This is a genomic window from Paenibacillus sp. NPDC058174 (genome assembly GCF_042883865.1).
Lineage (GTDB): Bacteria > Bacillota > Bacilli > Paenibacillales > Paenibacillaceae > Pristimantibacillus.
This window is the reverse complement of the sequence record NZ_JBHVUY010000001.1, coordinates 1,082,158-1,098,044: the sequence shown is the minus strand read 5'-3', so window position 1 is coordinate 1,098,044 and position 15,887 is coordinate 1,082,158. Positions and strand designations below refer to the sequence as shown.

General features: G+C 49.9%; 9 protein-coding genes. 7 read left to right on the top strand and 2 right to left on the bottom strand.

All coding sequences use genetic code 11. The annotated features are described in order from the left end of the window. The first annotated feature begins 407 nt into the window (after nucleotides 1–407). Nucleotides 408–2,336, top strand: coding sequence for a hypothetical protein (locus ACFVVF_RS04885; RefSeq protein ID WP_387805911.1), 1,929 nt, complete (start codon nucleotides 408–410; stop codon nucleotides 2,334–2,336). A 231-nt stretch (nucleotides 2,337–2,567) separates the two neighbouring features. On the opposite strand, the gene ACFVVF_RS04880 is transcribed toward ACFVVF_RS04885, so the two are convergent. Together ACFVVF_RS04880 and ACFVVF_RS04875 are read right to left on the bottom strand one after the other, a co-directional pair. Continuing rightward, nucleotides 2,568–4,067: a helix-turn-helix domain-containing protein gene (locus tag ACFVVF_RS04880; RefSeq protein ID WP_387805910.1), complete on the bottom strand. Its 1,500-nt coding sequence runs from the start codon at nucleotides 4,065–4,067 to the stop codon at nucleotides 2,568–2,570. Then, the gene (locus ACFVVF_RS04875) at nucleotides 4,064–5,932 is read right to left on the bottom strand and encodes a cache domain-containing sensor histidine kinase (RefSeq protein ID WP_387805908.1); all 1,869 of its coding nucleotides are present in this window, start codon (nucleotides 5,930–5,932) and stop codon (nucleotides 4,064–4,066) included. Before ACFVVF_RS04875 ends, ACFVVF_RS04880 begins: the two co-directional genes overlap by 4 nt. Nucleotides 5,933–5,989: 57 nt before the next feature. Between ACFVVF_RS04875 and ACFVVF_RS04870 the strand changes: the two genes are divergently transcribed. From ACFVVF_RS04870 to cyoA, 6 genes are all read left to right on the top strand, one after another. Next, entirely contained in the window at nucleotides 5,990–7,309 is a 1,320-nt protein-coding gene (locus tag ACFVVF_RS04870) for an ABC transporter substrate-binding protein (protein WP_387805906.1), read from the top strand. A gap of 111 nt (nucleotides 7,310–7,420) precedes the next feature. After that, nucleotides 7,421–8,365 carry a carbohydrate ABC transporter permease gene (locus ACFVVF_RS04865; protein WP_387805904.1) on the top strand — a complete coding sequence of 315 codons (945 nt, stop codon included), beginning with the start codon at nucleotides 7,421–7,423 and terminating at the stop codon, nucleotides 8,363–8,365. A gap of 1 nt (nucleotide 8,366) precedes the next feature. Next, nucleotides 8,367–9,179: a carbohydrate ABC transporter permease gene (locus ACFVVF_RS04860; RefSeq protein ID WP_387805902.1), complete on the top strand. Its 813-nt coding sequence runs from the start codon at nucleotides 8,367–8,369 to the stop codon at nucleotides 9,177–9,179. A gap of 36 nt (nucleotides 9,180–9,215) precedes the next feature. Then, nucleotides 9,216–11,144 carry a hypothetical protein gene (locus ACFVVF_RS04855; RefSeq protein WP_387805900.1) on the top strand — a complete coding sequence of 643 codons (1,929 nt, stop codon included), beginning with the start codon at nucleotides 9,216–9,218 and terminating at the stop codon, nucleotides 11,142–11,144. A 39-nt stretch (nucleotides 11,145–11,183) separates the two neighbouring features. Next, nucleotides 11,184–13,868, top strand: coding sequence for a carbohydrate binding domain-containing protein (locus ACFVVF_RS04850; RefSeq protein WP_387805898.1), 2,685 nt, complete (start codon nucleotides 11,184–11,186; stop codon nucleotides 13,866–13,868). A 1,041-nt stretch (nucleotides 13,869–14,909) separates the two neighbouring features. After that, nucleotides 14,910–15,875: a ubiquinol oxidase subunit II gene (gene cyoA / locus ACFVVF_RS04845; RefSeq protein ID WP_387805896.1), complete on the top strand. Its 966-nt coding sequence runs from the start codon at nucleotides 14,910–14,912 to the stop codon at nucleotides 15,873–15,875. Nucleotides 15,876–15,887: the final 12 nt, after the last annotated feature.

Here is a 15,887-nt window from a genome sequence, read left to right as displayed (position 1 = left end):
ATACCGGTTGCAGTTCTTGTCTCAATATTCCGTTGCTTACGATTCAGGTATCCCTGTATAACTAGTCGTTGGTATGGGAGGCATTAGTAGATAATAGTCGGCTTAATATTCACGTTCGTGAAACCGATTACAGCGGCTATCATTATTTCAATTGGTGTTCAAGTGCGGGATGACTGCTTGCAATCTATGTTATTTTCTGCAGCAGAAAAGTATTCAGACAGTGCAAGCTGCATTGTTCATCTTACAGTTTCTAAGCAATAGGAACTGGGTAGAGGCAGAAGGCGTGATCAGCATGCTGCGGATTACGGTCTATGATTTGTTTTTGAGAAAGTTACTTATTAAATGTATAGCCGACGTTGCGATTAGAGATTAAGCGCATTGTCAGGCACTAACGGAGGCAGACAGCTATGGAGCTACAAAATAGTACAAGATGGACAATTGGCAAGGATGAAATTGTTTGGGAGGTTGCGGGAAGCAGCCGGCAGCCGCATGAAGATCATCTGGAGATGAGCGGCAAGCAGGTCTCGATGATTGTACGCTACGGCGTGGACGGGGATGGCAAGCTTGTATTGTCCCGCACAGTTATCTGGCCGGGGCTGCGGACGATCCCGAATGATACGCATGGCAGTCTTATGCAGGATTTTGGGCAGGAAGCGTTGCCCTTCCTTCAAATAAACGGCAAACAAAGTGTAAATGAGCGTCCGATCCGGTTCCAATTTGACGGATTGCTTCGTATGGAAAGCGAAGCCGAAGAGGGCCTAATCATTGTACGCACGTTTTTCCCGTCAACGGAAGCGAAAGCGGCGCTTGAGAAAGTGACGCTGACAAATACGTCAGACAAGCCGGTGAATGTGCAAGTTGTCGACCATAAGGAAAGAACATCTGTGAAGGGGGCTTACGGCATTTATTTAATCGCTGCAGCTCATGATGCTGAAGACGGCGAGCAAACGATCGAGCCGGGGCAGTCGCTGCAATTTGGCATTCGAATCACGGCAAAGACGGTGAAGGAAACGGACATTCTGATCAATATTGCTGATGAAGAAGGCAAGCGGCAGCAACTGATCGGGCAGAGCCGCAGACATCTGCGGTTGGAGACACCGGATACGGTGCTGGATCAGATGTTTGCTTTTGCTAAGCTGCGAACGGCAGAAAGTATTTTCGAGACGAGAAACGGTTTGATGCATAGTCCAGGCGGGGGCCATTACTACGCGGCCGTATGGACGAATGACCAAGTCGAATATGCAGGGCCTCTATTCCCTTATTTGGGATATGCGCCGGGCAATGAAGCGACGCTGAATGCACTTCGGCTGTACACCAACTTTATGGGGCCGGATTATCAGCCGATCCCAAGCTCGATCATTGCCGAAGGCATTGACATTTGGGAGGGCGCAGGAGACCGCGGTGATGCGGCGATGTACGCATACGGAGCTTCACTGTTTGCTTTGTCGTCAGGGGATCTGGCAATTGCTGAGGAATTATGGCCTGCGATCGAATGGAGCTTGGAATTCTGCGAGCGGCAGAAAACCGAAGCAGGCGTCATCGCCTCCGATTCGGATGAACTGGAGAACCGATTCCCGAGCGGTTCGGCCAACTTGTCCACCTCCTGTCTGGCATATGCAGCATATCAGCATGCTGCGGATTTAGCTGTATCGCTGGGCAAGACAGAGGCGCAGGCTGCGTATACAACTGCGGCGGAAGCGCTGTATGCCGCGATTGAGAACTATTTTGGCGCTACGGTAGAAGGGTTCGAGACTTACCGGTATTACGACGGCAATGACGTTTTACGGTCATGGATCTGCATTCCGCTGACGATGGGAATTGAGATACGCAAGGCTGGAACGATTCAAGCGCTTTTGTCGCCAAGGCTTTGGACGGAAGACGGACTGGCGACGGAAGCGGGAGATACGACGTTCTGGGATCGTTCAACGCTATACGGCTTGCGCGGCATGTACGCCGCTGGCGAGACGGAAATTGCGACCGCTTATCTTAAGTCTTATTCGGTCCGGCGGCTGCTCGGTGATCATGTTCCTTATCCGGTGGAAGCTTATCCGGAAGGCAATCAGCGTCATCTGTCAGCGGAAAGCGCACTCTACTGCCGTATCGTTACGGAAGGATTATTCGGTATTCAACCAACCGGACTATCCGCGTTCAGCTGTGTTCCAAGATTGCCGGAGGGCTGGCGTACAATGGCTCTTCGTTCCATACAGGCGTTTGGCCGTCAATTCGATCTCGTCGTCAATGCGCTGACGTCAGGCATAGAACTCGTTGTCTCGGATGAGAACGGAAGCAGACGTTATTCGGGAGAGAATGGCGAAGCTTTTGAAGTGAAGTGGTAAATTCCGGGCAAGCAAGATAATGTCCAGGTATAAAAGGGAAGCGGAGGCAATGTCATTAAGTTAAGCTCAAAGACAAGACCGGAAATAATAATGGAATTTAAAACGGCACAGGGAAAATCCCTGTGCCGTTTTCTTTTCGGTAACTGCTCTTTTTCCTAATTTTTGACCCTGTGCCTTAACTTCATGACATTGCCCGCTAAGGGCGCTCTTTGTTTCTACAGGCTGCCGGCATTATTTGCCGAGCAGCTGCTCTCTGAATTGGGAAGGGGAGGCACCATGGAACTCGGAAAATATTTTAATGAAATGACTGCTGCTGTAGTAGCCAAGCTGCTTGGCGATATCTTGAACCCGCATTGCCGGGTGTTCGATCAGCAGCTCGTTGGCTTTGTGCATCCGGATTTGTGTGATGTATTTCGAGAAGGTAACGCCGCATCGTTTGCTGAACAGCGTACTTAAATAATTGGGCGTGATATGAAATTGTGTTGCTAATTGATGGATGCTGATATCGTCCATATAATGCTGCTCGATATGGCGAATGACTTGGTTGATAAGGTCTTGATGGGCCTGATCTTTGTTAGCCGAAGCTGGCAGCAGCTTCTCGCCTAGCTCGCGGAGCTTGCCGATCCAGCTTTTCGCAGGAAGATCCGCATCGAGCACCTTTTTCATATTCAAGTTGAAAAAAGTGATCAAAGCTTGTCCCGTCTTGAGCTGATGCGGGGGAAGAGCGAGCAGTTGACGTTCCAGCCCATCAATCTCCTTCTTATAGACGAGATAATCATTGCTCTGATAGGCTCTGACGATGCGATCCGCTGCTTTGCCTAATTCCGTGAGAGCCTGATCCTTGGCCTGATAATAGTCCAATTCCTTCTTGAACCACAGACGGTTTTCCGGCATTACGGCACGGAGCGGGGCTACGGCCAGCATGGCGTTGAACTGTTCCACCAGCGATTCCAAGTTGTCGCAAATATCGCTTTGCAGTGCCGTTAATGCGAAGTATTCCGTCCCATACTCCATCATCTTAGATTCAATAAAGAGGTTCAGCTCCGAACGAAGGGATGCCATTGCATCGTGATGCGAGGGACTCCATGCCGTAATGATCGCGTCTTCTCCGTTGCGCAGCGTAATTCGGGCGTAGCGAATCTCTTTATGATTCATCACTTTGCGCATATAATCATACAGCTCTTTCAACCACGTCTGAATAAGCTGCAGCTTTAATGATTCTGACAGGGAGCTGTCCATACAGATTAGTGTGCCCGCGTAGCGATAGGAAGGGAGCTCGGCCAAATCCTGAAGATTGCGGTTCCCCCATACATAAGAGGAAGTCAGAAATTCGAATTGCTCATTTCCTTTCACGAGGTCTTGATTGTAATCGGCTAAAATGTCTTCGACACAGGCGGATAGAGAGGAGGAATCCACCGGCTTGAGCAAATAATTTTTGACGCCAAGTCGGATAGCTTCCTGCGCATATTGAAAGTCGGCAGAACCGGATAGAATGACCCATCTCGTTCGCGGAGATACGGTTTTCGCTGCGCGGATGGCGGCAATGCCGTCCACCTTCGGCATGTGAATATCGATGAAAGCAAGCTGTGGCTGCAGATTTTCTGCCATGGCAATCAGTTCTTCGCCGTTGCTTGCCTCGCCAGCAATTTCGAGCGGAATGTCCAGCGTCAACAGCATGTTTTTAATGGCACTCCGGACCCAGGTTTCATCATCGGCAATAATAACTCTCATAGCTGTGCTCCTTTTAGAGGGATGGTAATGTAGACACTTGTTCCGGAGCCGGGACTGCTCTCGATTCGGAATTCGGCTTCGTCATAGAGCATCTCCAACCGGGTCTTCACGTTAGCGATTCCGAGATGCTGTCCAGGCGAGGGAGCAGCTTCGGGCTGGAAGCCAACCCCAGTGTCCCTTACTTTAATCTGAATATATTCGCCTTCTTCATCGACATAAATAAACGCTTTCACTTCTACGAGGCAAGGGGTTTCGCTAGGCTCAATGCCATGAATAATTGCATTTTCTACAATCGGCTGAAGAAGCAGTTTAGGAATCGAGAATGATCCGACCGATTTCTCGAAGTGGATATCGAGCTGCAGCTTCTCATCGAAACGCAGCTTCTGTAGCAGTCCATAGCCTTGTAAAATTTGAAACTCCTGGGCAACCGTCGTATTCTGATTGTCCGCCAAAATATAGCGGAGCATGCCGCTTAAGGCGAAGATAGCATCCTCCAGCTTGCGTTTTTCCCCGGCTTGATTCAGTCCGATAAATCCAGTCAGCACATTGTATAGAAAATGGGGCTGGATCTGCGATTGCAGCGCTTGATATTCCGCCTTTTTCAACGAAAGCGCCGTTTTATATTCCCGGTTAATCATGTCGTCGAGTTGATAGATCATCTTATTCAAGGATTGCCCCAGCAGCGATATTTCGTCCTTGCCGACCGAGGTGAATCGCGCCTGCAAGTTGCCGGTCCGGGCTTGCTTCATCACCTCGATGATGCGCTTGAACGGCGTTACGATCCATCTTGTCAAATACATAAAGAGGATGAAGGTAATGGCAATGCCTCCGGCGGATACGATGACAGCAACGTTGGAAATCCAGCGGATTTTGCCGTTCATTTCGGATTCCGACAGCAGCACAATAATTTGCCAATCCGCAGACGTTAAATTTTTGGTCAACGATACATATTTCTGATCACCAATCGTTATTTTTTGATGATTTTTTAGCTGGGATTTTAGCGAAATCGGCACTTCTTTATTGGAATATACCGGCTCGCCGCTCTCATCCATAATGATGATCATCGACCGGCTGCTGAATGCGATATCATCGATGATTTTATTCAGAGCGCCATAGTCGGCATCTGCAATAATGACGGATATCGGCTGCTTGGAATCTGGGTCCTTAATGAGACGGGCAACCGAAAAGACGCGCCTATTCATCGTGTCCGACAAATAATCCTGTTTATGCGAACCGATGAAGGCTGCTTTGCCGTCGGCGTCTACGGCCTTCCGGTACCAGCTTTGCTCCTGGTAGGGGAACCCTTGTACAAGCTTATTTGCTTCGAATTTGCTGCTCAAATAGCCTTTGCCATCTCTAGTAATCATTACAGTGTTTATAATTTCTTTACGCGTATTGAGCAAGTAGCTAGGCAGAGTCCCGTTGAGCGCGCGATAGGTTTTGAGTTTGGTATAATCATCAAGGCTCGACTCAGATTGGTAGGCGGTAATTTTGAGCGCTTGGATCAGTTCATCATTATAGTAGGGCAGTAAGGTCAGGCGATCCAAGTCATCCAGATACGTCTCAATGTTCCGGGATAAAGAGTTCATGGCACCGGATGTAACATTTTGAGTTTCTTCGCTGATCAGTCCTTTGAAGTAGGTGGGCAGAATGATCGCCAGCGTGAGAAACGGCAAAATGATCGTCGCGATAAAAATGACCATTAATTTATTGCGAAGCGAGAAACTGAACGGCATGCAAAAGCCTCCTGAAAGCAGTTGAATAACAACAAGCATAATGGGAGGCTGCGCGCGCGTCAATGCAAAATGAGCATTGTAGAAAACCGCATCTAGATTGTAGATATCCATCATTGTAAACGCAATCATGCATGATACGATGATTTTGTAAGCCGTTACATTACAGATTTCAAGGGGGAAACAAGAATGAAATTCATGAAATGGCAGTCCCTGTTAGTCGTTATGATCGTCCTTGTCGGCATCTTGTCGGCATGCGGATCCAGCAATCAGGGCAATGAAAAGAAACCGGCTGAGAACAACGGGAACAAGCAGGCAACCGAGCAGGATTCGGGCAAAAAAGTAACGATCAGCGTAGCGACGAACGTTGTCGGCGAGCAAGCCAAAGTGCTGCAGGCGATCGCGGATAACTTTATGAAAGAGAACCCGACGATCAAAGTCGACTTCAGTGCGCCGGGCAAAGATTACGAGAATATGATGAAAATCAAAATGGCAAGCAATGACTTGCCCGACGTGTTCTCGACGCATGGCTGGGCTAAGCTCCGCTATGGCCAATATCTGGCGGACTTGAAAGACGAGGCTTGGGTAGCGACGCTGGATGAAGCGATCAAGCCTGCTGTAACGGATGATGCCGGCAAAGTGTACGTATTGCCAATGGATCAGGATAAATCGGGTATCGTCTACAACAAAGACGTGCTGGAGAAATACAACATCGCGATCCCGCAAACCTATGCGCAATTGATGGAAGCGGCGGAAACGATTGCGAAGGAAAGCGGAGGCGCAATTGCTCCTTTCCATATGGGAGGTTCAGACAACTGGCCGGTGGGTCAATACTTTGACTACTTCGCCAATCCGCTGTACATTAGCGCAGCACAAAATCAATCCGCACAGCTGCTCGACGGAAGCTTCGACTGGAGCAACTGGGATCAATTCGCGGAAATGTTCGCGGATTTGTACAAGAAGGGATATTTGAACAAAGATGTCCTGACTGCAAAATACAATGATGATGCAAAAGCTTTGGCAGAAGGCAAAACAGCGTTCCTGTTCTATGGAGCATACGCAATTGAAGAAGCGAAAAAAATCAATCCGGAGCTGCATGCAGGCTTCATGCCGATCCCATCTATCGTAGAGGGTGACACGCCAACCTTCGTAGGCGGCGAGAAAACGACTTGGGGCGTATCGAAAGATTCTAAAAACATAGAAGCGGCTAAAAAGTTTGTCGCTTACTTCGCAAAACCGGAAAACGCGCAGCTGGTTGCGGTCTCCAACGCCCTACCTTCCGGAATTAAAGGCACTGCAGTTGATGCAGGTGATCTGAGCACTTATTACGAGCAATATAAAGACATTCGTGTATTGCCGTATTTTGACCGCGTCTTTTTGCCAAACGGCATGTGGGATGTGATGTGTAAAAATGGTCAGGATCTCATCTCTGGCGGCATTACCGTCAAGCAATTCTCCGAAAATATGGAGAAGGAATATAATCGTCTGAGAGCGGCTGCTGTTAAGTAGCTTTTCTTATTCGGAGTCACAAATGATAACCTACGGCCCTTATCGTTAACAGGATCAGGTAGGGGCCGTACCTTGTTCAGCTAGAAGCGTTTCCGGAAGGAGAGAAGGAAGTTGAATACTGTAGAGACAAAGAAAAGCGTAAACGCGAACCGAATGACGCTGCGGCAGCCAAACGCGCTGCAAAAGCTGTTTTTATCGCCGAAAGCATTAAACCTGATGTATGTGCCAGCGCTGCTTCTGTTCGCTTTGTTTATTTTTTATCCGATGGTGAAAGGCATTCGTATATCGTTTACAGATTGGGACGGCTATTCACCTTCATTCAATTGGGTCGGCTGGGATAAATATACGCAAATGCTGACTGATAAGAAAATCTTTATTACATTGAAGAACACTTTGATCTACGGCTTTGGAAGCACCATTTTTCAAAACCTGCTTGGTCTCATCTACGCCTTGTTTCTGGATCAGAAATTGCGCGGCGTTGGATTGGTAAGAACGATCGTCTATCTTCCGGTCATTATTAGCCCGCTTATTATGGGTTACATTTGGTACTTCTTCTTCCAATACGACGGCGGAGCGATCAATGATATCCGGATTTTGTTTCATATGGCGCCAAGCGACTGGCTCTCCAGCGGTCCTGTAGCTGTAAATATCATTACCTTCGTCAATACGTACCAGTTCATGGGCATTGCGATGATTATTTATTTGGCAGGCTTGCAGTCGATTCCGAAAGACTATTATGAGGCCGCTTCCATTGACGGCGCACGCTGGTTCGACCGGTTCAAGAGTGTCACACTGCCGCTGCTTATGCCTTCGATAACGATTAATGTAGTCGTCAACATTATCGGCGGATTGAAGCTGTTCGACGTTATCGTCGCGTTGACGAACGGCGGACCCGGCTACGCATCGCAATCGTTATCGACGATGATGTACAACTTGTACTTCGCGAGGCAGGATGCAGGTTATGCGGCCGCGCTGGGCAATGTCATGTTTATTCTAATCGGTATCGTCAGTCTGACCTTGTTGAGAATGCTGCGTAAAAGGGAAGTGAGTATGTAAGATGGGGAAGAATCTGCTGAAGTATATCATCCTCGGTCTCATCGTCGTCGTTCATATCATTCCCTTTTACATTCTGATCAACTTGTCCTTCAAGGGCGCAGGAGATGTCGGCTCCAAATGGATTCCGGCTGAATCCTTGGACTTTGGCAACTTTATGGACGTCTGGAGAGAAGCTGAGCTCGGCAAAGCGATCCTGAACAATGTGATCATTACGGGCATCGTATTGCTGCTTGTTATCGTTATTGGCTCGATTGCCGCTTACCCGCTTGCCAGACGAAGAACAAGATGGAATAACTTCATTTATACCGTTTGCATCTCCTGTCTCATTATTCCGCCGCTTACGATTTTGGTGCCGCTCTATAAACTGGTCGTCGATCTGGGTGGCATTAATACGTATTGGGCAATCTCGCTGGCGCAAGTGACTTTTGCGCTGCCGATGACGATCTTTCTGTATACCGGATTTATTAGCGGTATTCCGAAGGAGCTTGATGAGGCGGGAGTCATAGACGGCTGCAACCAATACAGCATCTTCTTCCGCTTAATCTTTCCGCTCGTGAAACCGATTACAGCTACTATCATTATTTTGATCGGCGTTCAAGTGTGGAATGATTACCAGTTCTCTTTGTTTTTCCTGCAGCAGAAAAGCATTCAGACAGTGCCTGTCGTATTGTCGATGTTCATCTCGCAGTTCCAAAGCAATATTAACTGGGTAGCCGCAGGCTGCTTGATCGGTATGCTGCCGATAACGGTCGTCTATTTATTTCATCAGAAGTTTTTCATCAAAGGCATGGCCGACGGTGCGATTAAAGGCTAAGCGCATCGTCAGGCATTAACGGAGGCAGAGACAGCTATGGAGCGACAAACAGATGCAAGGTGGCAGCTCGGGCAAGACCATATTATGTGGGAAGTTGCGAAGGATCGCATACAGCCGCATGAAGATCATCTGGAGATGAGCGGCAAGCAAGTTTCGATGATTGTGCGCTATGGCGTAGACGGGGAAGGCAAGCTTGTATTGTCCCGCACAGTTGTCTGGCCGGGGCTGCGGACGATCCCGAATAATACGCATGGAAGTCTGATGCAGGATTTCGGGCAGGAAGCGCTGCCGTTCCTTCATATAAACGGAAAGCAAAGCGTCAACGAGCGTCCCGTCTGGTTTCAGTTTGACGGCATGCTCACGATGGAAAGCGAAGCGGAGGACGGCCTTGTTATTGCAAGAACGCTTTTCCCGTCTGCTGATGCCAAAGCAGCGCTGGAGAAGGTAACGCTGACGAACATGTCGGACAAGCCGGTTAAAGTGCAGGTTATCAATCGCAGCGCAAGAAATTCTGTAAAAGGCGCCTATGGCATCTATTTAATCACTGCGGCTCATGATGCCGACGGAGATGAGCGTACGCTTGAGCCGGGGCAGTGGATGCAATTCGGTACTGCCCTAACAGCCAGAGCTCTGAAAGAGCAGGAATACGGCATGGACATGAAGGAGGAAGAGGGCAAGCGGCAGCGGCTGATTGCACAGAGCCGCAACCATTTGCGTCTAGAAACGCCGGATGCGGTGCTGGACCGGATGTTCGCGTTTGCCAAGCTAAGGGCATCGGAAAGTATTTTCGAGACGAGAAACGGGCTGATGCATAGTCCAGGCGGGGGCCATTACTACGCGGCCATATGGACGAATGACCAAGTCGAATATGCAGGACCTCTATTCCCTTATTTGGGTTATGCGCCGGGTAATGAAGCGACGCTGAATGCGCTCCGGCTTTACACCAACTTTATGGGGCCGGATTATCAGCCGATCCCAAGCTCGATCATTGCCGAAGGCATTGACATTTGGGAGGGCGCAGGAGACCGTGGTGATGCTGCGATGTACGCATACGGAGCTTCACTTTTTGCTTTGTCGTCAGGGGATCTGGCAATTGCTGAGGAATTATGGCCTGCGATCGAATGGAGCTTGGAATTCTGCGAGCGGCAGAAAACCGGAGCAGGCGTCATCGCCTCCGATTCGGATGAACTGGAGAACCGATTCCCGAGTGGTTCGGCTAACTTGTCCACCTCCTGTCTGGCATATGCCGCTTATCAGCAGGCTGCGGATTTAGCTGGCTCGTTGGGCAAGACAGAGGCTCAGGCTGCGTATACAGCTGCGGCGGAAGCACTGTATACGTCAATTGAGAACTATTTTGGCGCTACGGTAGAAGGGTTCGAGACTTACCGGTATTACGACGGCAATGACGTTTTACGGTCATGGATCTGCATTCCGCTGACGATGGGAATTGAGACACGCAAGGCTGGAACGATTCAGGCACTTTTGTCGCCAAGGCTTTGGACGGAAGACGGGCTGGCGACGGAAGCGGGAGATACGACGTTCTGGGATCGTTCAACGCTATACGGCTTGCGCGGCATGTACGCCGCTGGCGAGACAGAAATTGCGACCGCTTATCTTAAGTCTTATTCGGTCCGGCGGCTCCTCGGCGATCACGTTCCTTATCCGGTGGAAGCTTATCCGGAAGGCAATCAGCGTCATCTGTCAGCGGAAAGCGCACTCTACTGCCGTATTGTTACGGAAGGATTGTTCGGCATTCAACCGATCGGATTATCCGCGTTCAGCTGTGTTCCAAGATTGCCGGAGGGCTGGCGTACAATGGCTCTTCGTTCCATACAGGCGTTTGGCCGTCAATTCGATCTCGTCGTCAATGCGATGCCGTCAGGCATAGAGCTAGTTGTCTCGGGTGAGAACGGGAGCAGACGTTATTCGGGAGAGAATGGCAAAGCTTTTGAAGTGAAATGGTAAATTCGGCAAGATAATGACCAGGTACAAGGGGGAAGCAGTATGGGAGCAAGGCAGAAGGGCAAGACGTGGAAAAGGTTGTTGAGCTTTGCGGTTGTAGGCACTGTTGCATCATCGCTTGTCGTATCCTCCCCAGCTTACCCGCTATCGGCTGCTGGAGCAAACAGCGTGCAAAATCCCGGCTTTGAAGCCGGCAATCTTACGGGATGGGCGGATTTTTCTGGCGCCAATGTCGTGACCGCATTCGACCAAGTCCGTTCCGGCAGCTATGCGGTTCGTACCACCGGTTTAATGGAGCAGACAATTGGCGGCTTGTCGCCTAACACGACCTATATGCTGACGGGATGGGCTAAGGGAAGCTCGATCAATGTTGACGGCAGAATCGGTGTTAAAGATTATGGCGGCAATGAGCTTCAGAAAGAAATTAGAAGCGTTTCCTATACGAATGCGGTGCTTGTTTTTACGACGGGCCCGTCGGACACGAGCGCAAAAATTTTTCTTTGGAATGCCAATGGCGTTGGAGAGCTGTACGGTGATGATTTCACTCTGGAGCAGGTAACCAACTACGCAGTCAACGGCGGCTTTGAGAGCGGTTCTGCTGCTCCTTGGAGCGCTGGTGCTTCAATCGTCAGCAGCGGTCAACGAACCGGAGCGAAAGCGGTATCGACGAGTAACAGCGCCGAGCTTACCATTACCGGTCTGAGTCCGAATACGATGTACTCGCTTATTGGCTATGCGAAGGCGGGATCGGCCGGCGTCACAGCCCGGATCGGCGTCAAAAATTACGGCGGCAGCGAAAATAATTTGCCGGTAACTAGCACCGGCTGGACACAAGTGTCAATTCCTTTCCTGACGGGCGGCTCCAATACGAGCGCAACGATTTATTTGTGGAATCCGGCCGGTTCCGGGACTGTTTTCGGAGACGACTTCTTCGTTACGAGAGTGAAGACCGACTACAACACGCCGAACCAGGATATCAGCTTCACTTCCTCGGATTCCGTTCTGAACGACAACTTCGCCTGGGCAAAATCGCAAGCGAAATCCTATATGACCTCCGGCCTGGGCAATAACTTTGCTTCCTATTGGAATGGATATACGTTCCGCTCTGCGCTATATTCCCGTGATTTCGCCCATGCTTCCTTAGGTGCTCATCTGCTGGGAATGGACGCGGAAAACTATCAAACGCTGCAAAAGTTCGCCGCTTCGGCGAATGCCAGCCGCAAATGGTATCCGCTGTGGGCGTTGAACTTCAGCGATGTTGTCCCATATTATACCGACTATAATAGTGACACCAGTTTCGTGAGAGAAATTCCTGCTGTATTCGAGCTCACGGAAAAGGGCTATAAGCAATATTTGTGGACGGGGAATACTGACTATATTAACGATCCTGCTCTAGTAACCTATTATGAGAAGTCGGTTAATGATTTTATTGCCCTTCATGATGCGAACGGCAACGGCATTGCTGACGAAGGCGGAACAGGGGATATTTTCAAAGGGACGGCTACATACAACGAGAATCCAAGCGCTCACTTGAAAGAGGCGGGCGACGCCATCGGTTCCCAATATCAAGCACTTCTTGCCTACTCGCAAATTCAGTCCGCTCGCGGCGATTCCGCAGGCAGCGGCGTAACAGCAGGTAAGGCGAGCAGCTTAAAGTCACTGTTCAACTCTACCTGGGTGAATACGTCAAGCAACCGCTTTATTCGCGGCTGGTATGACTCCACCAAATACGATAACTTCGGCAAAGAGAACAGCTGGTTTATGCCGATGAAGCTCATTACGAATCCAGGCAGCACAAACAACAATTACTTGGATTACATCGATAACCAGGTGAAAGGTTTAGCGCCGTTCAATATCGAGGCTTACACGTACTTGCCGGAAACCTTTTTCCCGTATCAGCAAAACGACCGCGGCGTCTATTGGCTGAAATATATCGGCAACAGCCGCAGCACTTATCCAGAGGTAGGCTTTACAGTTGTCGGCCATACGGTGGAAGGCTTGATGGGCGTCGTTCCAGACGCGCCGAATCATAAGGTCGAGACGCTGTCGCATTTGCCGGAGTCGGTCACTTGGGGCGAGGTTAATCACGTCGCAGTTGGCAATCATGACTTGAAAGTAAAGCATGAGGGCGTAGGTCGGACGACCTTGACGCATAACTATGGCTCACAGCCTCTTCAATGGGAGGCGTCCTTCCCAGGCACGCACAGTCAGCTGTTCGTTAACGACGTTGCGCAGCCGGCAAGCACCAAAGTCGTTAATGGTGTTGCGGTTAGCTCAGTGACCGTCAGTGTGCCGGTCGGTTCTTCCGTCGTCGTAAGAGCCAATATCGCGGCTAATTTGATTAAAAATGCCGGATTCGAAGCAGGAACAGCGGATTGGACCTTTACTGCCGGTACGGGCATCGCAACCAACTTGCCGCATAGCGGCTCCAAGCTGGCGTACCTGGATGCAGGGACGGCGAAGCAAATCTCGCAAAGCTTTATGATTCCCGAAGGCGGTACCTACACGTTAAAAGCATGGGTAGCCGCGGGCGGCTCTGGCGGCGTGCTGGGCGTCAAAGTCAATGGAAGTGCGGCGGGCAGTATCGCGATTCCTAATGTGACGGCCTACAACGAGCGGTCGATTACGGGCATCGTTCTTAATGCCGGCGACAGCGTTCAGGTATACGTAACCGGCCCGACTTCCCAGTGGATCAACGTGGATGATTTTAGTTTTATGAAGCAATAAGGCTGGGTAGGTAGGCACATTCGGCGACTATGATCATTCGTAAAAATAAAAGCAACTCTGTTCCAAGGCTCGGCTGATTCTATCAGCGGCGCCTATGGAGCAGGGTTGCTTTTTTTATTTGCATCGAAAGTAATGAGCTTACGCTAAATAGCGAAGCTGATTCATTGTCCGACTTCGCTCATGCGCCGAACGAACTTTCCTTAACTAACTAGAGAACTCATTTGACTGTACGTTTTCTCTCGCTCATCGAACGAACTATCCTTTCCTAAACAGCGACTCTGCTTCGTTGCTCGACTTAGCATATGCGACGAACGAACTTGCTTTCACTAAATAGCGAACTAACTTCGTTGTCCGATCTTGGTGACTACTGTGCGACATTTACTGCACTAAATAGCGAAGTTGCTTCGTTGTATCGCTTCACATACACCGAACGAAGCGGGTTCGCAATATTGCGAAGCTGTTTTCGCTAATCGCCCCCAACCTGCATGCCAATCTGGGATTAGCGAACTGAATTTCGCTATCCGTGAACCTAGGTTCTCCAACAGCGAAATTGAGTTCGCTGCAGATGAGTAGCACTATCGCCATCGGCTGCCGAGCGAACTTGTCTTCGTTAAATAGCGAACCTGCTTCGCTGTGTGCCTTCGCACATGCGTCGAGCGAACTTGTCTTCGTTAAATAGCGAACCTGCTTCGCTGTGTGCCTTCGCATATGCGCCGAATGAACTTTCCTTGAATAAATAGCGAACTTACTCGCTGCACGTCTTCGCTCGCTCATCGAACGAACTATCCTTCGCTAAATAGCGAGCTGCTTCACTGTTCAGGTTGCCGGCTCCGCCGGGCAACCGACCCAATCCGGCTTCGCCGTGCTATTCCGCGCAAACGCAAGACGCACTGACTATTCGACCCGCAACATTAATGTTGCAATTTATTGAACATGGCTGGTGGGACGTTGGCGCTCAGCGGCTGGTGACACGTCCGTGGTTCTCTTATAAAGTGAGGAGGATTCACGAACCATGGAAGCGGACAGGAGCTGAAACAGACAATGAAAGTTACGAAAGCCGTCAGACGGCTGGCCGTCGTTCTTGCACCGGCTTTGCTATTTCTTGCTGCCGGATGCACGGACAATATGGCGGTGCTGGATCCAAAAGGGCCGATTGCCGCGCAGCAGCGGGATTTGATGATCATTTCGACGATATTGTGCTGTATCGTCGTTGTACCGGTACTGCTGTTAACCGCATTTATCGTATGGCGGTATCGCGATAAGGAAGGCCGAAAAGCGGCATATACACCGCGCTGGGAGCACAGCTTCAAATTGGAAGCCATTTGGTGGGGCATTCCGATTGTGGTCATCCTCATTTTGGCGGTGATTACGGTAAAAGGCACGTATGCGCTGGAACCGTCCAAGCCGCTGGAGTCTGCGCAAAAACCGATAACCGTTCAAGTGACCTCCTTGAACTGGAAGTGGCTGTTCCAATACCCGGAACAGGGAATTGCAACGGTCAATGAGCTGAAGATTCCGCAAGGCGTGCCAGTCCGGTTTGAGATCACGGCTGACTCGCCGATGAATTCCTTCTGGATTCCGCAGCTTGGGGGACAGATGTATGCGATGTCCGGAATGGCGATGACGCTCTATTTACAGGCTGACGAGGCAGGGGAATACTGGGGCTCGGGCGCAAACTTCACGGGCACTCATTTTTCCAGCATGTACTTTGAAGTGGAATCCACATCACAGACGGAATTTGACCAATGGGTAAAAGAGGTTCAAGCAAAGTCGCCCGCACTTACAAGCGAGGGGTATGAGCAGTTGGCGCTGCCTTCAACGGAGCAGAAATTATCCTTCTCTTCTTTTCCAGAAGGGTTGTTCGAGAGAACGGTGACCAAGTATGCTTCCGGCCATAATCATCACCAATCTCTGTCTAATGAGCAAGCGCCGCAAGGCTCGCCAACAGAGCTGGAGCCTGCTGCTGCACATAGTGAACATTCTGCAGAGGGACATCAACATCAATAGAGAAAGGGGAGG